This is a genomic window from Serratia sp. Z4 (assembly GCF_009900725.1).
Lineage (GTDB): Bacteria > Pseudomonadota > Gammaproteobacteria > Enterobacterales > Enterobacteriaceae > Serratia > Serratia nematodiphila.
Map to the genome: position 1 here is coordinate 102,225 of NZ_JAAABD010000008.1, position 21,093 is coordinate 123,317.

A 21,093-nucleotide genomic window follows, 5' to 3' on the forward strand; every position below is an offset into this window, starting at 1 on the left:
CAGAGGCGTGGGAAAAGGCGATGAATCGGCTGCGCAAGGGCCGCCGGGGCGGAACATAAAAGGGAGGTTAGGGCAGAGGAAAAGGCTGTCAGCCCATGTGCCAACGACTTTTATCGGCCGGTGCGCGGCACGAAGCCCATGAAGGCTGAACCACGAGATGAAACGGGCTTTTCATGCAATATGCGATCTTTATCGCAAAATGAAATGTTTCTTCTGTAATGTGATTTTATGAAAAATATATTTGTTTATAATCGCTTCACGTTTCAGGTTGTCGACTTCGTGAGCAGCGCGGGCATCGCCTGCTCAAGATAATAGCTGCCGCCGCGTAACACAAACACGGGATTGTCGGCTCGGCATGAGCGCTTTCCGGGGCGGCCCTTAATCTAAAGGGTGGGTAAATGGGCAAGATCAGGTTAACCATGGCGCAGGCGCTCGTCAGATTTCTCGATAACCAGTATCTGCTGGCCGACGGCGTGGAAACCAAATTCGTCGCGGGCATTTTCGCGATTTTCGGCCACGGCAATGTGCTGGGGCTGGGGCAGGCGCTGGAACAGGATAGCGGCGATCTGCGGGTGCACCAGGGCCGCAACGAGCAGGGGATGGCCCATGCGGCGATCGGCTTCGCCAAACAGAAGCTGCGCCGGCAAATTTACGCCTGCACCTCATCGGTCGGCCCCGGCGCCGCCAATATGATCACCGCCGCGGCCACCGCCACCGCTAACCGCATTCCTTTATTGCTGCTGCCGGGCGACGTTTACGCTTCCCGCCAGCCGGACCCGGTGTTGCAGCAAATCGAACAGTCTTACGATCTCAGCATCAGCACCAACGACGCGTTCCGTGCGGTGAGCAAATACTGGGATCGCATCGTGCGCCCGGAACAGCTGATGAGCGCCTGCATCAATGCGATGCGCGTGTTGACCGATCCGGCGGAAACCGGCGCGGTGACGCTGTGTCTGCCGCAGGACGTGCAGGGTGAAGCCTACGACTACCCCGACTATTTCTTCCAAAAGCGCGTGCATCGGCTCGATCGCCGCCCGGCGACCGACGGCATGTTGGCGGACGCCTTAGCGCTGCTGACGGCCAAACGCAAACCGCTGCTGGTGTGCGGTGGCGGCGTGAAGTACTCGCAGGCCGGGCGGGCGCTGTGCGAATTCGCCGAGCGCTTCGGCATTCCGTTCGCCGAGACCCAGGCCGGTAAAGGCACGGTATCGAGTGACCATGAATTCAACCTCGGCGGCATCGGCGAAACCGGCTGCCTGGCGGCCAACACGCTGGCCCGGCAGGCCGATCTGGTGATTGGCGTCGGCACCCGTTACACCGATTTCACCACCTCGTCCAAATGGCTGTTCCAACACCCGGACGTCAGCTTCCTCAATATCAACGTCAGCGCCTTCGACGCCGGCAAGCTCGACGGCGTGCAGGTGCTGGCGGACGCCCGCGAGGCCCTGAACGCACTGGGCGCGCTGCTGGCGCAGGCCGATTATCGCGCCGGCTGGGGCGACGCCATCGCCGCGGCGCGCGGTGCCCAGCGTGAAGAGACCGAGCGTGTTTACTCGGTGGAATATAGCGGCGCAGACTTTGTGCCGGAGATAGACGATCACCTCGACCGCGAGCAGGTGTTCGACGAATTTATCGCCCAGACCGGCTCGGCGATGACGCAAAGCCGGGTGCTGGGGGTGCTGAATCGCGAGCTGCCGCCGGACAGCGTGATCGTCGCCGCCGCCGGCAGCCTGCCGGGCGATCTGCAGCGGGTGTGGCACAACCGCGGCGAGCACGGTTACCACGTGGAATACGGCTACTCCTGCATGGGGTACGAGGTGAACGCCGCGCTGGGGGTCAAGCTGGCCGAGCCCCAGCGCGAGGTGTACGCGATGGTGGGCGACGGCGCCTTCATGATGCTGCATTCCGAACTGGTCACCTCGATTCAGGAAGGCTGCAAGATCAACGTGGTGCTGTTCGACAACATGACCAACGGCTGCATCAACAACCTGCAGATGGAACACGGCATGGACAGCTACACCACCGAATTCCGCTTCCGCAATCCACAGGGCGGCAAGCTCGACGGCAAACTGGTGCCGGTCGATTTCGCCATGCTGGCGGCGGCTTACGGCTGTAAAACCTATCGCGTCACCACCGAGCAGCAGCTGCTCGACGCGCTGGCCGACGCCCGCAGGCAAACCGTGTCCACGCTGCTGGACATCAAGGTGCTGCCGAAGACCATGGTGCACAAGTATCTCAGCTGGTGGCGCGTGGGCGGCGCTCAGGTGGCCGACAGCGAAAAAATCGTCGCAGTGGCGCGCAAGCTGCAGGAAAACATCGATAAGGCGCGCGATTACTGATTCGTTTTCATACATTAATCTCGAGGGTAGCGAAAATGACATTGAACATTGGGGTTATCGGCACCGGCGCCATCGGCCGCGATCATATCCGTCGCTGCAGCAAAGTGTTGCAGGGCGCCCGCGTGGTGGCGGTCAACGACATCAACCGCGACAACGCCGCCAAGGTGGTGAGCGATCTGCAGCTGGATGCGCGGGTGTATGACAACGGCCACGATCTGATCAAAGCCGCCGACGTGCAGGCGGTGCTGGTCACCTCCTGGGGGCCGAGTCATGAAGAGTTCGTGCTGGCGGCCATCGCCGCCGGCAAACCGGTATTCTGCGAGAAGCCGCTGGCGGTGACCGCGCAGGGTTGCAAAAACATTGTCGACGCCGAAGCGAAGCACGGCAAACGGCTGGTGCAGGTCGGCTTCATGCGCCCCTATGATCAGGGCTATCGCGCGCTGAAACAGGTACTGACCAGCGGCCAGATCGGCGAGCCGCTGATGCTGCACTGCGCGCACCGCAACCCGACGGTCGGCGAGGCCTACACCACCGATATGGCGATCACCGACACCCTGATCCACGAAATCGACGTGCTGCGCTGGCTGCTCGACGACGACTATGTGTCGGTGCAGGTGGTGTTCCCACGCAAGAGCCCGAAGGCGTTCCCGCACCTGAAAGATCCGCAAATTGTGCTGTTTGAAACCGCCAAAGGGACGCGCATCGACGTCGAAATCTTCGTCAACTGCCAGTACGGCTACGACATTCAGTGCGAAGTGGTGGGGGAAACCGGCATCGCCAAACTGCCGGAACCGTCCTCGGTGCAGATGCGCAGCGGCGCCCGCCTGTCGACCGAAATCCTGACCGACTGGAAGGATCGCTTTATCGATGCCTATGACGTCGAGCTGCAGGGCTTCATCAACGACGTAGCCGCGGGCAAGTTGACCGGGCCTTCCGCCTGGGACGGCTACGCCGCCGCGGTAACCGCCGACGCCTGCGTGGCGGCCCAGCTCAGCGGCGAGATCGTGCCGGTGACCCTGCCGGCGCGCCCGGCGTTTTACGGTAAATAACCGCTCGCAGCGCGTAACCACGATTGCAGAGGAGTGACCATGAAGATCGCTTTTGATGTCGACGTTATCCGGGATTTGGGCGTCACCAAAATGGTTCAGCAGGTGGCGGACTGGGGCTACAAATACATCGAGCAGTCGCCGCACCCGCAGATCAACCCGTTTTACAAACATCCGAAGGCCAGCCGCGAAATCATGGCGGAGTATAAAAACGCCCTAAAAGCGACCGGCGTGGAGATCTCCTCATTTATCGTGGTGTATCGCTGGTCCGGTCCGGGGGAAGATCGCCGCCAGGCGGCGGTCAAAAACTGGCGGCGGATGATCGAAATTGCGGTGGAAATGGGCGTGCAGGTGATCAACACCGAACTGGCCGGCAATCCCAACGAACCGGAGATCTGCGAGGAGCTGTGGTATCGCTCGATGGAGGAGCTGCTGCCGATCGTTGAGCGCGAGGGTATTCGTATGGAGATCCAGTCGCACCCGTGGGACTTCTGCGAGCTGAGCAACGAAACCGCCGATCTGGTGAAGTCGCTGCGCAGCGACCACGTCAAATATCTCTACAGCGTGCCGCACACCTTCTACTACGACAAGGGGCAGGGTGACGTAGCCGGGATGCTGCAGTACGCCGGGGACGATCTGTCCCACGTGCTGATCGCCGACACCATGAACCACACCAAGCACTGCCGCTATATCGTCAACCCGCCGGGCGTTGACGCCGCGGTGCACCAGCACGTCGGCATCGGCGAAGGCGAGGTGAATTTCGACGCCCTGTTCCAGACGCTGCGCGACATGGAATTTGCCAACCGCAGCTTCAAGGTCGGCGGCGAATCGATCATCTGCACCTCGCTGTTCGGTTACCCGGAAAAGATGCCGAGCCAGGCGGTGGCGACCAGAGAACGCATCGAAAGAGAGCTGTTGGGCAAATAATCTGATTCGGCTCGCCGGCGGCGTTTGTACCGGCGGCCCTGCAAGGACCGAGGCAAACCATGAATAAAGACAACGTGAAATTGGCCATTGCGCCGATCGGCTGGACCAACGACGACATGCCCGATCTGGGCAAGGAGAACACCTTCCAGCAATGCGTCAGTGAAATGGCGCTGGCCGGTTTCACCGGCAGCGAAGTGGGCAGCAAATACCCGCGCGATCCGGCGGTGCTGAAACCGATGCTGGATATTCGCGGCATCCAGATCTGCAACGCCTGGTTCAGCACCTTTTTCGCTGACGGCCAGAAAGACAAAACCATTGATGAATTTATCAACCACATGAATTTCCTGCATGCCATGGGCGCCAGGGTGATTGGCTGCTCAGAGCAGAGCAAGAGCATTCAGGGCACCACCAAAGGCGTGTTCGAAGAGAAGCCGTACTTCAGCGATGAAGAGTGGCAGCGCGTGGCCGACGGTTACAACGAGTTGGCGAAGATCGCCGCCGATAAAGGCATGCAGGTGTGCCTGCACCACCACATGGGCACCGGCATTCAGACCACGGCCGAAATCGATCGCTACATGAGCATGGTCAACGACGACGTTTACCTGCTGTTCGATACCGGCCACGCCTACTATTCGGAAGGCAGCCAACAGGCGATGATGGCGATCCTGGAGAAGTATCTGCCGCGGATCAACCATGTCCACCTGAAGGACGTGCGCGATGAGGTGGTGGCGGAAGTGAAGGCCAACAAGCTGAGCTTCCTCGACGGCGTGAAGAAGGGCACCTTCACCGTGCCGGGTGATGGCGTGATCGACTTCAGGCCGGTGTTCAAGCTGCTGGACGAGCGCGGTTACAAAGGGTGGATGGTGGTGGAGGCCGAGCAGGATCCGGCGCTGGCCAACCCGTTCGAGTATGCGGTGAAGGCGCGCCGTTATATTCGGGAAACCGCCGGCATTTAGGCGGTGGGGGGCAATAAAGATCGAGGGGCGCCACCGGCCCCCTTTTTTGATGGCGGCGCGTTAGCCGCCGAGCGTTTGCCAGGTTGTGACCTGGCTGCCCGGCCACGGCGTGGCAGCGTATACGCCCCGGGCGATCGCCCGAGCGAGGGTGTCCGCCGCCAGCGCGCCGATCTGCAGCACCGCCAGTTCGCGGCTGCCCTGTACCTCGCGCTGCCCGGTGGACAGGGCGAACACCACGTCGCCGTCAAACGGGCTGTGCAGCGGGCGAATAGCGCGCGCCATGCCGTCTTGCGCCATGATGGCCACCCGTTTCAACTCCACACGCGTCAGCGCCAGATCGGTGGCGATGCAGGCCAGGGTGGTGTTCTTTCTGCCGCCTTGCGGCTCTTGCACCATCCAGTCTTCGCCCTGCGCGCGCAGTTGCGCCAGCGCCGCCGCGCCGCCGTTGCCGAATTCACCGTCAATTTCATAGGGCGTCGCCCAGAAGGCGCGGGTGCCGGGCGCCACCACCGCTCCCAGGCTGTTGACCGCCACCAGTGCACCGACGGTAGCGCCGCTGGCGGCAACGATCGATGCCGAACCGAGCCCGCCTTTCAGCTTGCCCATGCCGGTCATGGCGCCGTAGCCGGCGCCGACGGTGCCCAGTGGAAAGTCCAATCCAGCCTTGCCGACCGCGTCGATGCCCAGCTGGCGATACGGCGGCGTGAGCTGCCAGTTTTTATCGCCGCCGTTGGCAAGGTCGTACAGGCAGGCGGTGGGCACGATAGGTGAGACCGGCACGCCGGGAGCCGGCCGCAGCGCATAGCCTCTGCCTTGTAGCCCGAGCCAGGCCGCGACGCCGTCCGCCGCCGCCAGGCCGTATACCGAACCGCCGCTGAACGTCAACGCATCGACGGTCTGTACCAAATTGTCTTCACCCAGCGCGTCGGTTTCCCGGGTGGCGGGGCCGCCGCCGCGCACGTCCACGGCGGCAATCGCCGGGCTGTCCGGCAGTATCACCGTCGCGCCGGTGCGCACCCGGCTGTCCTGCGCCACACCGACCTTCAGGCCGGGCACATCGGTAATCAGGTTGCGGGCGCCAGGGCGACCGGCGGCGGAAGTTGGCATAGCGGCACCTAATGGGGTGAAGGGGGAGAACATGCCGGCGGCGGTCAGGCCGGCCAGCGCGTGTAAAAAGGTTCGGCGGTTGATATTCAGGGGCCGGCGCAGCGGCCCCTGCGGGGGGATGAGATCACGCATCGCCGCGCGGCTGCCCGGAGCGAAAACGCGCCATATGGTAGGCATCGACCAGCACGCCGTCGCGAATGGCGAAAGCGCGGCTGGTGCCTTCAATCTCAAAACCGAACTTGCGATACAGCGCGATGGCCGCCGGGTTGTCGGTGAACACCGTCAGTTCGATGCGCTCGATGGCCGCCCAGTTGTCGCACAGGTCGATCATCGCCTGCATCAGGCGGCTGCCGACGCCTTTACCGTGGTAGCGCGGATCGACGCCGATGCCGAAGGTGGCCACGTGGCGGCGGCGAACGCGCTGATTCAGCATCACGGCTAACTGACCGACAAGCTGCCCGTCAACGAAGGCCGCCAGGTTATGCGTGCCCGGTTCGGGGTTGGCGAGGCGTTTCTGCCAGGACTCGACGGACGGTAGCGGGAGCTGCAGCGTATCGCGGTAGACGGGCGTCTGAGAATAAAGATGATGCAGAGCCTGAGCATCCGATGTTTCCACGTGGCGTATCACGATCTCGCTCATCTCGCTGATCCTTTTGCTTACCGGTTGAATAACCTCTGAATTTATCCGTTTACTGCCTTGAGTCAATATTATTTCAACGGGTCAAAAAAAACGCTTTACAGGTGCGAATGATAATGATTATTATTGCGATGCGTTCCGGGGAGGGCATCAATCCTTGATACTCTCGCTGCGAAGGCACGACATTGCTCACATTGCTTCCAGTGTTTACTTAGCCAGCTCGGGTGCTGGCTTTTTTTTTGCCCTTTTTCAGCCGGTTCCGCTTTCAACAAATCCGCTGCCCATCCGCTGTTTCATTCCATCGAAATTTTTGAACAGAGGCATGAGTTTTTTACGCTTTCTTATTCTGCTGGCAGGACTAGACTGTAAAAAAACATTGAGGAGAGTTGAAAATGATTTATGTACGTAAAGCGGAAGACCGCGGCCACGCCAATCATGGCTGGCTGGATAGCTGGCACACCTTCTCATTTGCCGATTACTACGATCCGAACTTTATGGGGTTCTCGGCGCTGCGAGTGATCAACGAAGATGTGATCGACGCAGGGCAGGGTTTCGGTACTCACCCGCATAAAGACATGGAAATCCTGACCTACGTGCTGAGTGGCACGGTGGAACATCAGGACAGCATGGGCAACAAGGAGCAGATCCAGGCCGGTGAATTCCAGATCATGAGTGCGGGCACCGGGGTGCGTCACTCTGAGTACAACGCTAATCAGGATCGTCCGTTGCACCTGTACCAGATTTGGATCATCCCGGATCAGGTCGGGCTGGAGCCGCGCTACGAGCAGCGCATGTTCGACGCGCCGCAGGGCCGTCAGCTGGTGCTGTCGCCGGATGCGCGTGACGGCTCGCTGAAGGTGTTCCAGGATATGACGCTGTCGCGTTGGGCGCTGAATAAGGGCGAGCAGGGGGAATGCCCGATTGCCGCCGGCCGTCGCGTTTGGATCCAGGTGGTGCGCGGCAAGGTCTCGGTCAACGGCCAGACCGCCGGCATCAGCGACGCGTTCGCGGTGTGGGATGAATCGGCGCTGACGATCCAGGCCGACGAAGAGAGCGAAATCCTGCTGTTCGATCTGCCGCCGGTGTGATTAAGCGGTAAATTTCAAGGGCTCACGGTGTGAGCCCTTGAGGTTAATGACACGTCTGACGATGTTGCCTGACTTGACGCCGCCAGCATATAAAAACAAGGAAAATCAATTTATTGATTTTCGGCTAATCATCACAAAGGGGGAAAAACCACGCTTTTTCCCCCTTTGTCAGCGTATGAAGGGCTCACTGTGTGAGCCCTTTTTGCGTTGGCTGTCGCATAACCGACAATATCGGCCCGCCGTTTTTTTTGCTAAAATGACTGCCCATTCACGGTTAGTCAGTTCATTGATAATGAAGAAAAAACGGCCGGTACTCCAGGATGTGGCGGACAAGGTGGGCGTGACCAAGATGACGGTGAGCCGTTATCTGCGCAATCCCGACCAGGTTTCCGCCGCCCTGCAGCAAAAAATCGCCGTCGCGCTGGATGAGCTGGGCTACATCCCCAACCGCGCGCCGGATATCCTCTCCAACGCCACCAGCCGGGCGATTGGCGTGCTGTTGCCGTCGCTGACCAACCAGGTGTTCGCCGAAGTGCTGCGCGGCATCGAAAGCGTAACCGACGCGCACAACTACCAAACCATGCTGGCGCACTATGGCTACCTGCCGGAGCGTGAAGAAGAGCGTCTGACCTCGCTGCTGTCTTACAATATCGACGGCCTGATCCTGTCTGAGCGCCATCACACGCCGCGCACCCTGAAAATGATCGAGGTGGCGGGCATTCCGGTGGTGGAGCTGATGGACTGCGTCTCACCGTGCATCGATCTGGCGGTGGGCTTCAACAACTTCGAGGCGGCGCGCCAGATGACCCAGCAGATCATCGCGCACGGCCACCGTCACGTGGTCTATTTCGGCGCTCGTCAGGATGAGCGTACCATCATCAAGCAGCAGGGGTATGAGCAGGCGATGCGTGAATCCGGCCTGGAGCCGTACAGCATCATGACCGCGCGTTCTTCCTCTTATTCCGCCGGCGGCGAGCTGTTGCGCCAGGCGCAGCGTGACTACCCGCAGATCGACAGTATCTTCTGCACCAACGATGACCTGGCGATCGGCGCGGCCTTCGAATGCCAGCGGCAAGGGCTGTCGATCCCGCAGGACATGGCGATCGCCGGTTTCCACGGCCATGACATCGGCCAGGTGATGGTGCCGAAGCTGGCCAGCGTGCTGACGCCGCGCGAACGCATGGGCCAGATCGGCGCCGAGCGCTTGCTGGCCCGGCTGCGCGGCGAAACGGTGTGCCCGCGCATGGTGGACGTCGGTTTCACCGTGATCCCCGGCGGCAGCATCTGAGCCATTTTAACGTTCTGTTTTAACACTCTTTCTTTTTACAGCGCGCCCTGAGGCGCGCTGGTTACCCCGCCTGTAAGCCCGCCGCTCGTTGCCGGCATAAGTTTGATCTCTGTCCCAGAACGCGAATTTTAGCCGGTTACCCGGTTCCGGCGCTCATGTTGTTACCGGTATCATGATACCGGTAACAACGAGTGCGCGGTCATCTTGCTGCAAGACTGAACCTCTGACTCAACAACACCTACAGCTCTTCTTAAACACCGGGAAAGAGCCTAAAAATAAAACAACCGCACGCTTTACGCCTATTGTAAAGAGAGTCGCGATAAAAGGTTGGAGAAAAACTATGCCATTAGTGATTGTTGCAGGCGGCGTAGCGCTGCTGCTGCTGCTGATGATCCGCTTCAAGCTGAACGGCTTTATCTCTCTGGTTCTGGTTGCTTTGGCGGTCGGGATCGCGCAGGGTATGCCGGTCGATAAGGTCATCGGCTCCATCAAGGCCGGCGTGGGCGGCACGTTGGGCAGCCTGGCGCTGATCATGGGCTTCGGCGCCATGCTCGGCAAACTGCTGGCGGACTGCGGCGGCGCACAGCGCATCGCCACCACGCTGATCGACAAGTTCGGCAGAAAACACATTCAATGGGCGGTGGTGCTGACCGGCTTCACCGTCGGCTTCGCGCTGTTCTACGAAGTGGGCTTCGTGCTGTTGCTGCCGCTGGTGTTCACCATCGCCGCCTCCGCGCGTATCCCGCTGCTGTACGTCGGCGTGCCGATGGCCGCCGCGCTGTCGGTGACCCACGGCTTCCTGCCGCCGCACCCAGGCCCGACCGCCATCGCCACCATCTTCCATGCCGACATGGGTAAAACCCTGCTGTACGGCACGCTGCTGGCGATCCCGACGGTGATCCTGGCCGGCCCGGTCTATGCCCGCTTCCTGAAAGGCATCGACAAGCCGGTGCCGGAAGGCCTGTACAACCCGAAAACCTTTACCGACGCGGAGATGCCAAGCTTTGGCGTCAGCGTCGCCACGTCGCTGGTGCCGGTGATCCTGATGGCGCTGCGCGCGGTCGCTGAAATGGTGCTGCCGAAGGGCCACAGCCTGCTGCGCTTCGCCGAGTTCTTCGGCGACCCGGTGATGGCCACCCTGATCGCCGTGCTGATCGCCATCTTCACCTTCGGCCTGAACCGTGGCCGTACCATGGATGAAGTGATGGGCACCATCACCGACTCGATTAAAATCATCGCCATGATGCTGTTGATCATTGGCGGCGGCGGCGCCTTCAAGCAGGTGCTGGTGGACAGCGGCGTTGAGAAGTACATCGCCGGCCTGATGGAAGGCAGCAACGTTTCGCCGATCCTGATGGCCTGGTCGATCGCCGCTGCGCTGCGTCTGGCGCTGGGTTCCGCCACCGTGGCGGCGATCACCGCGGGTGGCATTGTGGCGCCGCTGATCGCCACCACCGGCGTCAGCCCTGAGCTGATGGTGATTGCGGTCGGTTCCGGCAGCGTCATCTTCTCGCACGTCAACGATCCGGGCTTCTGGCTGTTCAAGGAGTACTTCAACCTGAGCATCATGGAAACCATCAAATCCTGGTCGGTGCTGGAAACCATTATCTCGGTGTGCGGCCTGGTGGGCTGTCTGCTGCTGGCGACGGTCGTATAATCTTTATCCGGCGCCCTGCGGGGCGTCGGCGTTCCAAAGTATCTTTATCAGTCGGGACGCATTTGGCGCGCTCGCGCCAGTTCCCATAAGGGCATGACACAATGAGCAATCCGCAGAATCACGTATTTGTTTTGATGGGCGTTTCCGGCAGCGGCAAATCCGCCGTGGCCAGCGCTGTCGCTCACCAGGCCAACGCCTCCATGCTGGACGGCGATTACCTGCACCCGCGCGCCAACATCATCAAAATGTCCTCCGGGCATGCGTTGGACGACAACGATCGCGCGCCGTGGCTGGCGGCCCTGAACGACGCCATCTTCGCCATGCAGCGCACCAACGACGTGTCGCTGCTGGTGTGCTCGGCGCTGAAGAAAAGCTATCGCGATCGCCTGCGCGACGGCAATCTCAACCTGCATTTCCTGTATCTGAAAGGCGACCAGTCGGTGATCGAGGAGCGTCTGAAGCAACGCAAGGGCCATTTCTTCAAGCCGCAGATGTTGATTTCCCAGTTTGCCACGCTGGAAGAGCCGGGCGAGCAGGAGCCGGATGTGCAAGCGATCGACATCAACCAGCCGTTGGACGGCGTGGTTGCCGATACGCTCGCCTATATTCGCCGCGTTACCGCCCGCTGAGCGCGGACCGTTGTCGGCGCCGCCAGGCGCCTACAGCTTCATGTAAGCCCGCACGCCGTCCAGGAACATCTGGGTCGACAGCATCACCAGAATCAGCCCCATCAACCGCTCCAGCGCGCTGACGCCTTTGCTGCCCAGCAGGCGCAGGAACAGGTTCGACATCAGCAAAATGGCCGCAGAGAGGCCCCAGGCGATCAGCAGCGCCGCCACCAGATGGGGCAGCTGATGCGGATACTGGTGCGACAGCAGCATCAATGCAGCCAAAATCGACGGCCCGGCCACCAGCGGGATCGCCAGCGGCACCAGGAACGGCTCCTCGCCGGCGGACAGCCCGGAGCTGTTTCCTTCCTGAGAGGGGAAAATCATCTTGATGGCGATCAGAAACAGGATGATGCCGCCGGAAATGGAGACGGTTTCGGTGCGCAGGTTGAGGAACGCCAGAATTTTCTCGCCGGCGAACAGAAAGATCAGCATCAGCAGCAGGGCGATCAGCAGCTCGCGAATCAACACCACGCGGCGGCGGCGCGGCTCCAGATGCTTGAGCACCGACATGAAAATCGGCAGATTGCCCAGCGGATCCATAATTAAAAACAGCAATACCGTAGCGGAAATCATCTCTGTCATGGTGACCTCGTGATCGGGAAAACGCCTCGGCCTTTCCGGCCGCGTCCTTGCCTATAAGAAGGATTGCTGAGAAATCCCCAGCCATCGAATAAATTCACTTTGCGCCCGCGCCGACATTTTGTAAGGTGAGGAGATATTGCACACAACTCGTTATCACCTAATAAGCCCTTATCCGGGCGGGACACAGATATTATGAAAAACGTTGGTTTCATCGGTTGGCGCGGAATGGTCGGCTCGGTTCTCATGCAACGCATGACGGAAGAGCGCGATTTCGACGCCATTCGCCCGGTCTTTTTCTCCACCTCGCAGCACGGTTCCGCCGCGCCGGCCTTTGGCGGCCAGCAGGGCACGCTGCAGGATGCGTATGACATCGACGCGCTGAGCGCGCTCGATATCATTATTACCTGTCAGGGCGGCGATTATACCAACGAAGTTTATCCTAAGCTGCGCGCCAGCGGTTGGCAGGGTTACTGGATCGACGCGGCCTCATCGCTGCGCATGCAGGACGACGCCATCATCATCCTGGATCCGGTCAACCACGCGGTGATCCAGCAGGGCCTGGACAAAGGCATCAAAACCTTCGTCGGCGGCAACTGCACCGTCAGCTTGATGCTGATGTCGCTCGGCGGCCTGTTCGCCAACGATCTGGTGGAGTGGGCGTCGGTCGCCACCTACCAGGCGGCCTCCGGCGGCGGCGCGCGCCACATGCGCGAACTGCTGACCCAAATGGGCATGCTGCACGCCGACGTGGCGAAAGAGCTGCAGAACCCGGCCTCCGCGATTCTGGATATCGAACGCAAGGTGACCGAAGCCACCCGCAGCGGCAAACTGCCGACCGACAACTTCGGCGTGCCGTTGGCCGGCAGCCTGATCCCGTGGATCGACAAGCAGCTCGACAACGGCCAGAGCCGCGAAGAGTGGAAAGGCCAGGCTGAAACCAACAAGATCCTGAACACCGCCAGCGTGATCCCGGTCGACGGTCTGTGCGTGCGCGTCGGCGCGCTGCGCTGCCACAGCCAGGCGTTCACGCTGAAGCTGAAAAAAGACGTGTCGCTGCCGGAAATCGAGCAGATGCTGGCGACGCACAACGACTGGGTGCGCGTGATCCCGAACGACCGCGAACTGACCATGCGCGAACTGACGCCGGCGGCGGTGACCGGTACGCTGAATACGCCGGTCGGCCGTCTGCGCAAGCTGAATATGGGGCCGGAGTACCTGTCGGCGTTCACCGTGGGCGACCAACTGCTGTGGGGCGCGGCCGAGCCGCTGCGCCGCATGCTGCGCATCCTGCTGTAAACCCGCACTTCCAGGGGGCTGGCTGCTTTCAGCCCCCTAATGCCTTATTTTCCGCTTTTTTGTTCGCCGCGCACCGCGTCGGGCAGCGTCATCGCCAGCCTCGTTTCAATGGGCGGGATCCCGCCTATCTCCTCGTCAGCCGCCGCATGCAAACGCCGCCAGGCTGGCAGTTTTCTTAATGAAGAATTTTCCTGAGCAATGCTGAGCAGTTTTTAACAGACATTGGCTATGCTTAACGCATGGGTGGACAATTTTTCACCATGACTGAAATATTTCAAAAAATAAGCATAAAGAGCGAAATTCAGGTCGGTAGAGTAAAGATTGGTCAATAACCGACCGCAATCACGCTTTAGAGTCCGAATGCATTGCATGATGACCAAAACGGCCAAGGAATAATCAACAAGCCGTGCTTAGATCATGCTGTTAATCTAAGGAAGAAGACTATGCCTGTACTTCCCGATCGTGACGTGATTGATCAGATCATCGCCGGCCATTACGCCGATCCCTTCGCTCTGCTTGGCATGCATGCGACCGATAACGGTCTGCAGGTGCGCGCGCTGCTGCCGGACGCCGGCGCAGTCTGGTTGGTGGAACAGCAAACCGGCCGGCGGTTGGTGCAGCTGAACTGCGACGATCCGCGCGGTTTCTTCAGCGCGGTGGTGCCGCGGCGCAAAAATCCTTTCCGCTATCAGCTGCAGGTCAGCTGGCGCGATCATCAACAGATCGTCGACGATCCTTATCGGTTCGGTCCGCTGCTGCAGGATATCGATAGTTGGCTATTGGCTGAGGGTACGCATTTGCGCCCCTATGAACGGCTGGGCGCCCACCTCGTCACGCTGGATGGCATCGACGGCGTCAGCTTTGCGGTCTGGGCGCCCAACGCCCAGCGTGTTTCGGTGGTGGGGGAATTCAACTTCTGGGACGGCCGCCGCCACCCGATGCGTCTGCGGCGTGAAAACGGCATCTGGGAGCTGTTCTTGCCCGGCGTGCAGGCCGGCCAGCTGTACAAATATGAAATCGTCGATTGCTACGGCAATACTCAGTTGAAAGCCGATCCTTACGCCTTCGAGGCGCAGATGCGCCCGGATACCGCCTCGCTGGTGGCGCCGCTGCCGGAGGTGGTGCCGTCGACGCCGGCGCGCCGCCGCGCCAACGATTTTGACCAGCCGATCGCCATCTACGAGGTGCATCTCGGCTCATGGCGCCGCCACACTGACAACCACTTCTGGCTCAGCTACGGCGAGCTGGCGGTGCAGCTGATCGATTATGTGAAGGACATGGGATTCACCCATATCGAGCTGCTGCCGATCAACGAGCACCCGTTCGACGGCAGCTGGGGCTATCAGCCGCTGGGGCTGTATGCGCCGACCCGGCGCTTCGGCACGCCGGCTGACTTCAGGGCGTTTGTGGCGGCGGCGCATGAGGCGGGCATCAACGTGATCCTCGACTGGGTGCCGGGGCACTTCCCGAGCGACGCCTACGGCCTGGCGAATTTCGACGGCACTGCGCTGTACGAGTACGCCGATCCGCGCGAGGGCTACCATCAGGACTGGAATACCCTGATCTACAACTACGGTCGTCACGAGGTGCGCAACTACTTGGCGGGCAACGCGCTGTATTGGCTGGAGCGTTTCGGCATCGACGCGCTGCGGGTCGATGCGGTGGCGTCGATGATCTATCGCGATTACAGCCGCGCCGACGGCGAGTGGGTGCCGAATTACTACGGCGGCAACGAGAACCTGGAGGCCATCGCCTTCCTGCGTTATACCAACCAGACTATCGGCCAGGCGCAGCCGGGGGCGGTGACGCTGGCGGAGGAGTCCACCGACTATCCCGGCGTCACCCTGCCGCCGGATGCCAACGGCCTGGGATTCCACTACAAATGGAACCTCGGCTGGATGCACGACACGCTCAATTATATGAAGTGCGATCCGGTGCACCGCAAGTATCACCACAACCAGATGACCTTCGGTATGCTGTACGCCTATACCGAGAACTTTGTATTGCCTATCTCGCACGATGAAGTGGTGCACGGCAAAAAATCGATCCTAGACCGTATGCCGGGCGATGCCTGGCAAAAGTTCGCCAACCTGCGCGCCTATTACGGCTTTATGTGGGCGCATCCGGGCAAAAAGCTGCTGTTTATGGGCTGCGAATTTGCGCAGGGGCGCGAGTGGAATTTCGATACCAGCCTCGACTGGCATTTATTGGAAGGGCTGGATAACTGGCATAACGGCGTGCAGCGGCTGGTGCGCGATCTGAACCACTGCTACCGGCAGCAGGCGCCGCTGTACGAGCGCGACTACTTCCCGGATGGCTTCGAGTGGCTGGTGGTTGACGATCACGACAACTCGGTGTTCGCCTTTGCGCGCTACGACTCGCAGGGCAATGAGCTGATCGCCATCAGCAACTTTACCCCGGTGCCGCGCTATCGCTACCGCATCGGCATTTCCCGCGCCGGTGACTATCGCGAGATCCTCAATACCGATTCGCACCACTATCACGGCAGCAACGCCGGCAATCAGGGGCGGGTCTCTTCCGAAATGGTCGGCAGCCATGGCCGCGATTTCTCTATCAGCGTGACGTTGCCGCCATTGTCGACCATTTATCTGCTGCGGGAGGCGCCATGACCGAGCTGACGGCTGGCCTCGCCGCGCCGCTGGGCGCGCATTACGACGGCGAAGGCATCAATTTTACCCTGTATTCGGCGCATGCCGAGCGGGTGGAGCTGTGCCTGTTCGACGGCCAACAGCGCGAAGTGCGCCTGCCGCTGCCGGCGCGCAGCGGCGATATCTGGCATGGCTATTTGCCGGGCGGCAGGCCGGGGCAACGTTACGGCTACCGGGTCTACGGCCCGTTTGATCCGGCGAACGGGCAGCGCTTCAACCCCAACAAGCTGGCGCTCGATCCGGCCGCGCGCGCGGTGGAAGGGCCGGTGGCGGACCACCCGCACCTGCACGGCGGTTACGAGCAGCCGGACCCGCACGACAGCGCCGAGCTGATGCCGAAGTGCGTGGTGGTGGACGAACAGTATGACTGGCAGGACGATCGCCCGCCCGCCACGCCCTGGGGACAGACGGTGATTTACGAAGCGCACGTGCGCGGCCTGACGCTGCTGCACCCGCAGATCCCGCCGGCGCTGCGCGGCAGTTTCGCCGCGCTGGGGCACCCGGCGATGATCGCCCACTTCAAACGCCTCGGCATCACCGCGCTGGAATTGCTGCCGGTGCAGCAACATACCTCCGAACCGCGCCTGCAGCGGCTGGGGCTGATCAACTACTGGGGCTATAACGTGCTGGCGCCCTATGCGCCGGACAACCGCTACGCCAGCCTGAGCACCGATGCCACGCCGCTCAACGAATTTCGCGATGCGGTCAAGGCGCTGCACCAAGCCGGCATTGAGGTGATCCTTGACGTGGTGTTCAACCACAGCGCCGAGCTGGACAGGGATGGGCCGATGTTGTCGCTGAGCGGCATCGATAATCTGAGTTACTACTGGCTGACGCCCGAAGGGGACTACGTCAACGACACCGGCTGCGGCAACACGCTGCGGTTGGATCAGCCGCAGGGCGTAGCCTGGGTGATGGATTGCCTGCATTTTTGGGTGCGGGAGTGCCACGTCGACGGTTTCCGCTTCGATCTGGGCAGCGTGCTGGGCCGCACGCCGGGGTTCGATCGCGATGCGCCGCTGTTCCAGGCGATGCTGGCGGACGATCTGCTGTCGCGCTGCAAGCTGATCGCCGAACCCTGGGACATTGGCCCCGGCGGCTATCAGGTGGGGGCATTTCCCGGCCGCTTCGCCGAATGGAACGATCATTACCGCGACGACATGCGCCGTTTCTGGCTGCAGAGCGGCGTGTCGCTCGGCCAGTTCGCCCGGCGTTTTGCCGCTTCCAGCGATCTGTACAACCAGCGCGGGCGGGCGCCTTACGCCACCGTCAACATGCTGACCGCCCATGACGGTTTTACCCTGCAAGACGTGGTCAGTTTCAACGAGAAACACAATCAGTCCAACGGCGAGGGCAACCGCGACGGCAGCGATCGCAATTTCAGCAACAACCACGGCGTGGAAGGCCTGGTCGCCGACGACGCCATTGTGCAACGCCGCAGGGCCAGCCAGCGGGCGATGCTCGCCACGCTGTTGCTGTCCCAGGGCACGCCGATGCTGCTGGCCGGCGATGAACAGGGACACAGCCAGCAGGGGAACAACAATGCCTATTGTCAGGACAACGCCACCACCTGGCTCGATTGGGCCACGGCGGATGACGCGCTGACCGATTACGTCGCGGCGCTGATCGCGCTGCGCCGCCAGATCCCCGCGCTGCAGCAGGACCGCTGGTGGCAGCAGGACGACGGCAGCGTGCAGTGGCTGAACGCGCAAGGCCAGCCGCTCGACGCGCAGCAGTGGGAGCGGGGCGAGCTGCTCATGCAGATCCTGCTGTCGCAGCGCTGGCTGTTGCTGGTCAACGCCACGCCGCAAACGACGGAGATGAGATTGCCGGAAGGCGATTGGCAGGTTGTCGCCCCGTTCACTCAGGAAGACTCACGGGCGGTATTGCCCGCCTGGCACCAGGCCGCGCGTTCGCTTTGCGTTCTGGTACGGAAATAATAAAAGGAGTCCGCTATGGTTAGGTTTGAAAATAAAGACCCCCTGATGTTGGCGCGCCAGTTGCCGATTAAATCCGTAGCGCTGATCCTGGCCGGCGGCCGCGGCTCACGTTTGAAAGATTTGACCTCCACCCGCGCCAAGCCCGCCGTCCACTTTGGCGGCAAATTCCGCATCATCGATTTCGCCTTGTCGAACTGCCTGAACTCCGGCATCCGCCGCATCGGCGTGATCACCCAATACCAGTCGCACACGCTGGTGCAGCACATTCAGCGCGGCTGGTCGTTCCTCAACGAGGAGATGAACGAGTTCGTCGATCTGCTGCCGGCCCAGCAGCGCCTCAGCACCGAGCATTGGTACAAGGGCACCGCCGACGCGGTGTACCAGAACCTGGATATCATCCGCCGCTACGAGGCCGAATACGTGGTGATCCTGGCGGGCGATCACATCTACAAGATGGATTACTCACGCATGCTGATCGATCACGTCGAGAAAGGCGCTCAGTGCACCGTGGCCTGCCTGCCGGTGCCGCGCAGCGAAGCCGGCGAATTCGGCGTGATGAAGGTGGATGAAAGCGACCGTATCATCGAGTTTCTGGAAAAGCCCGCCGATCCGCCGGCGATGCCGGGCAATCCGGATATGTCGCTGGCCAGCATGGGCATCTATATTTTTAATGCCGCCTATCTGTTCCAACTGCTGGAAGAGGATATGTCGACCCCCGGCTCCAGCCACGATTTCGGCAAGGATCTGATCCCGAAAATCACCGCGCAGCAGGCGGCGTGGGCGCATCCGTTTACCTTGTCCTGCGTGACGTCCAACCCCGATCTGCCGCCGTACTGGCGCGACGTGGGCACGCTGGACGCCTATTGGCGCGCCAATCTCGATCTGGCGTCGGTGACGCCGGAGCTGGACATGTACGACCGCGCCTGGCCGATCCGCACCCACATGGAGCCGCTGCCGCCGGCCAAGTTTGTGCAGGATCGCTCCGGCAGCCACGGCATGACCATGAACTCGCTGGTGTCCGGCGGTTGCATCGTGTCCGGATCGGTGGTGGTGCATTCGGTGCTGTTCCCGCGCGTGCGAGTGAACTCGTTCTGCACCATCGACTCTACCGTATTGTTGCCGGACGTGAACGTCGGCCGTTCCTGCCGCCTGCGGCGCTGCATCATCGACCGCGCCTGCCACATTCCGGAGGGCATGGTGATCGGGGAAAACGCCGATGAGGACAGCAAGCGTTTCTATCGCTCGGAAGGCGGCATCGTGCTGGTGACGCGCGAAATGTTGTCAAAATTGTGAGTTAACGTGGGGGGCAGAACGATAGCCTGCCGCCCGATGAACGGTTCGATGGCTTGCGCAACGCGGCACACATAACAGCGGCAAGCCTGCTTTATTTCTTATCCAGAGGCCTTCGGCCGACTTTCAGGAGTGATAATGCAGGTCTTACACGTATGTTCTGAAATGTTCCCCCTGCTGAAAACGGGCGGACTCGCAGACGTGGTTGGCGCGCTGCCGGCGGCGCAAATCGCCGAAGGCGCCGATGTTCGGGTGCTATTGCCCGCTTTTCCTGACGTACGCAACGGCATACCCGACACCGTGCTGGTGGCGGAAATCGACTCGTTCGCCGGCCGGGTTGGCCTGCGTTACGGCACCTACCATGGTGTGGGCATCTATCTCATCGATGCACCCTGGCTGTATGACCGGCCGGGCAGCCCGTACCACGATCAGTCCATGTATGCCTACCCCGACAACCACCGCCGCTTTGCGCTGCTGGGCTGGATGGCCTGCGAGCTGGCCAAGGGGCTGGATCGCTACTGGCGCCCGCAGCTGGTGCATGCCCACGACTGGCACGCCGGTCTTAGCTGCGCCTATCTGGCCGCCAACGGCCACCCGGCGCGTTCGGTGTTCACGGTGCATAACCTGGCCTATCAAGGGCTGTTCTCCGCCCATCACGTGACCGAGCTGTGGCTGCCGGCGTCGTTCTACAACGTCTATGGCCTGGAGTTCTACGGCCAGATGTCGTTCCTCAAGGCCGGGCTGTTTTATGCCGACCACGTGACCGCCGTCAGCCCGACCTATGCGCGTGAGATCACCCGGCCGGAGTTCGGCTACGGCATGGAGGGGCTGCTGCAGGAGCGGCAGCGGCAGGGCAGGCTGAGCGGCATCCTCAACGGGGTGGACGACAAGATTTGGGATCCGGCCCACGACCCGCGGCTGAGCGCCCGCTATGACGCCGACGATCTGAAAAGCAAGGTCAAAAACAAGCTGCATCTGCAAAAGGCCATGGGGCTGAAGGTGGACGAATCACTGCCGGTGTTCGCGGTAGTGAGCCGATTGACCAGCCAGAAAGGCCTCGATCTGGTGCTGCAGGCGTTGCCTGAACTGCTAGCGCAGGGCGGGCAGCTGGCGCTGCTGGGCGCCGGCGATGCGGTGCTGCAACAGGCGTTTCTGGCCGCCGCCGCCGACTACCCTGAACAGGTCGGCGTGCAGATCGGTTATCACGAATCCTTCTCCCACCGCATCATCGGCGGTGCCGACGTCATTCTGGTGCCGAGCCGCTTCGAGCCCTGCGGCCTGACGCAGCTCTACGGCCTGAAATACGGCACGCTGCCGCTGGTGCGCCGTACCGGCGGGCTGGCGGACACGGTGGTGGACTGCGCGCTGGAGAACCTGGCCGACGGCACCGCCAGCGGATTCGTGTTCGACGATTGCGACGCTGTCGCGCTGGGCAACGCCATCCGCCGCGCCATGGTGCTGTGGAGCCGGCCGAAACACTGGCGCCACGTTCAGCGCCACGCCATGAGCGTGGACTTCGGCTGGCCGGTGGCGGCGAAAGAGTATTTATCGCTTTATCAACGCTTGTAGCCCGCGTTTCGCGTTTCGGGTTGACGCGCGG

Annotated in this window: 16 protein-coding genes; 13 read left to right on the forward strand and 3 right to left on the reverse strand. The window is 61.4% G+C overall.

The features are described from left to right. Window positions 1-398: 398 nt before the first annotated feature. Genes iolD through iolE form a run of 4 tightly spaced genes read left to right on the forward strand, consistent with a single transcriptional unit; the run spans window position 399 to window position 5,268 of the window. Entirely contained in the window at window positions 399-2,339 is a 1,941-nt protein-coding gene (gene iolD, locus GT753_RS21725; protein WP_099981730.1) for a 3D-(3,5/4)-trihydroxycyclohexane-1,2-dione acylhydrolase (decyclizing), read from the forward strand. A gap of 35 nt (window positions 2,340-2,374) precedes the next feature. Further along, the gene (locus GT753_RS21730) at window positions 2,375-3,388 is read left to right on the forward strand and encodes a Gfo/Idh/MocA family protein (protein ID WP_004930848.1); all 1,014 of its coding nucleotides are present in this window, start codon (window positions 2,375-2,377) and stop codon (window positions 3,386-3,388) included. A 39-nt stretch (window positions 3,389-3,427) separates the two neighbouring features. Beyond that, window positions 3,428-4,312 carry a sugar phosphate isomerase/epimerase family protein gene (locus GT753_RS21735; RefSeq protein WP_004930845.1) on the forward strand — a complete coding sequence of 295 codons (885 nt, stop codon included), beginning with the start codon at window positions 3,428-3,430 and terminating at the stop codon, window positions 4,310-4,312. Between the two features lie 59 nt (window positions 4,313-4,371). Beyond that, a complete protein-coding gene (iolE, locus tag GT753_RS21740; RefSeq protein WP_015379329.1) occupies window positions 4,372-5,268 on the forward strand; it encodes a myo-inosose-2 dehydratase in 897 nt (298 codons plus the stop codon). Window positions 5,269-5,328: 60 nt separating this feature from the next. Here the strand turns inward: iolE and GT753_RS21745 are convergent, their stop codons facing one another. Both GT753_RS21745 and GT753_RS21750 read right to left on the reverse strand, forming a co-directional pair. Then, window positions 5,329-6,507 (reverse strand): P1 family peptidase, encoded by a 1,179-nt coding sequence (locus GT753_RS21745; RefSeq protein ID WP_088381989.1) that lies wholly within the window; start codon window positions 6,505-6,507, stop codon window positions 5,329-5,331. Then, window positions 6,500-7,015, reverse strand: a complete 516-nt coding sequence (locus GT753_RS21750) for a GNAT family N-acetyltransferase (RefSeq protein WP_015379327.1) — start codon at window positions 7,013-7,015, stop codon at window positions 6,500-6,502. The genes GT753_RS21745 and GT753_RS21750 overlap by 8 nt, the downstream gene beginning before the upstream one ends. Window positions 7,016-7,404: 389 nt before the next feature. Between GT753_RS21750 and GT753_RS21755 the strand changes: the two genes are divergently transcribed. The 4 genes from GT753_RS21755 to gntK all read left to right on the forward strand — a co-directional run bounded on the left by GT753_RS21755 (window position 7,405) and on the right by gntK (window position 11,674). Then, the gene (locus GT753_RS21755; RefSeq protein ID WP_004930835.1) at window positions 7,405-8,100 is read left to right on the forward strand and encodes a pirin family protein; all 696 of its coding nucleotides are present in this window, start codon (window positions 7,405-7,407) and stop codon (window positions 8,098-8,100) included. Window positions 8,101-8,392: 292 nt separating this feature from the next. After that, on the forward strand, window positions 8,393-9,388 hold the full coding sequence (gntR, locus tag GT753_RS21760) for a gluconate operon transcriptional repressor GntR (RefSeq protein ID WP_004930833.1): 996 nt from the start codon (window positions 8,393-8,395) through the stop codon (window positions 9,386-9,388). A gap of 340 nt (window positions 9,389-9,728) precedes the next feature. Continuing rightward, window positions 9,729-11,045 (forward strand): gluconate transporter, encoded by a 1,317-nt coding sequence (gene gntT, locus GT753_RS21765; RefSeq protein WP_004930830.1) that lies wholly within the window; start codon window positions 9,729-9,731, stop codon window positions 11,043-11,045. 101 nt (window positions 11,046-11,146) lie between these two features. Next, window positions 11,147-11,674 (forward strand): gluconokinase, encoded by a 528-nt coding sequence (gene gntK, locus GT753_RS21770; protein ID WP_160125946.1) that lies wholly within the window; start codon window positions 11,147-11,149, stop codon window positions 11,672-11,674. 30 nt (window positions 11,675-11,704) lie between these two features. Here gntK and GT753_RS21775 read toward each other — a convergent pair whose 3' ends face one another. Further along, on the reverse strand, window positions 11,705-12,298 hold the full coding sequence (locus GT753_RS21775) for a YhgN family NAAT transporter (protein WP_025159894.1): 594 nt from the start codon (window positions 12,296-12,298) through the stop codon (window positions 11,705-11,707). 192 nt (window positions 12,299-12,490) lie between these two features. Between GT753_RS21775 and asd the strand changes: the two genes are divergently transcribed. The 5 genes from asd to glgA all read left to right on the forward strand — a co-directional run bounded on the left by asd (window position 12,491) and on the right by glgA (window position 21,062). Continuing rightward, window positions 12,491-13,594: an aspartate-semialdehyde dehydrogenase gene (gene asd, locus GT753_RS21780; protein WP_004930820.1), complete on the forward strand. Its 1,104-nt coding sequence runs from the start codon at window positions 12,491-12,493 to the stop codon at window positions 13,592-13,594. 443 nt (window positions 13,595-14,037) lie between these two features. Next, window positions 14,038-16,224: a 1,4-alpha-glucan branching enzyme gene (glgB, locus tag GT753_RS21785; RefSeq protein ID WP_075684686.1), complete on the forward strand. Its 2,187-nt coding sequence runs from the start codon at window positions 14,038-14,040 to the stop codon at window positions 16,222-16,224. Further along, window positions 16,221-18,203: a glycogen debranching protein GlgX gene (glgX, locus tag GT753_RS21790; protein ID WP_160125947.1), complete on the forward strand. Its 1,983-nt coding sequence runs from the start codon at window positions 16,221-16,223 to the stop codon at window positions 18,201-18,203. The genes glgB and glgX overlap by 4 nt, the downstream gene beginning before the upstream one ends. Before the next feature lie 15 nt (window positions 18,204-18,218). Further along, the gene (gene glgC / locus GT753_RS21795; protein ID WP_004930810.1) at window positions 18,219-19,496 is read left to right on the forward strand and encodes a glucose-1-phosphate adenylyltransferase; all 1,278 of its coding nucleotides are present in this window, start codon (window positions 18,219-18,221) and stop codon (window positions 19,494-19,496) included. A 135-nt stretch (window positions 19,497-19,631) separates the two neighbouring features. After that, window positions 19,632-21,062 (forward strand): glycogen synthase GlgA, encoded by a 1,431-nt coding sequence (gene glgA, locus GT753_RS21800; protein ID WP_004930807.1) that lies wholly within the window; start codon window positions 19,632-19,634, stop codon window positions 21,060-21,062. Window positions 21,063-21,093 lie beyond the last annotated feature (31 nt).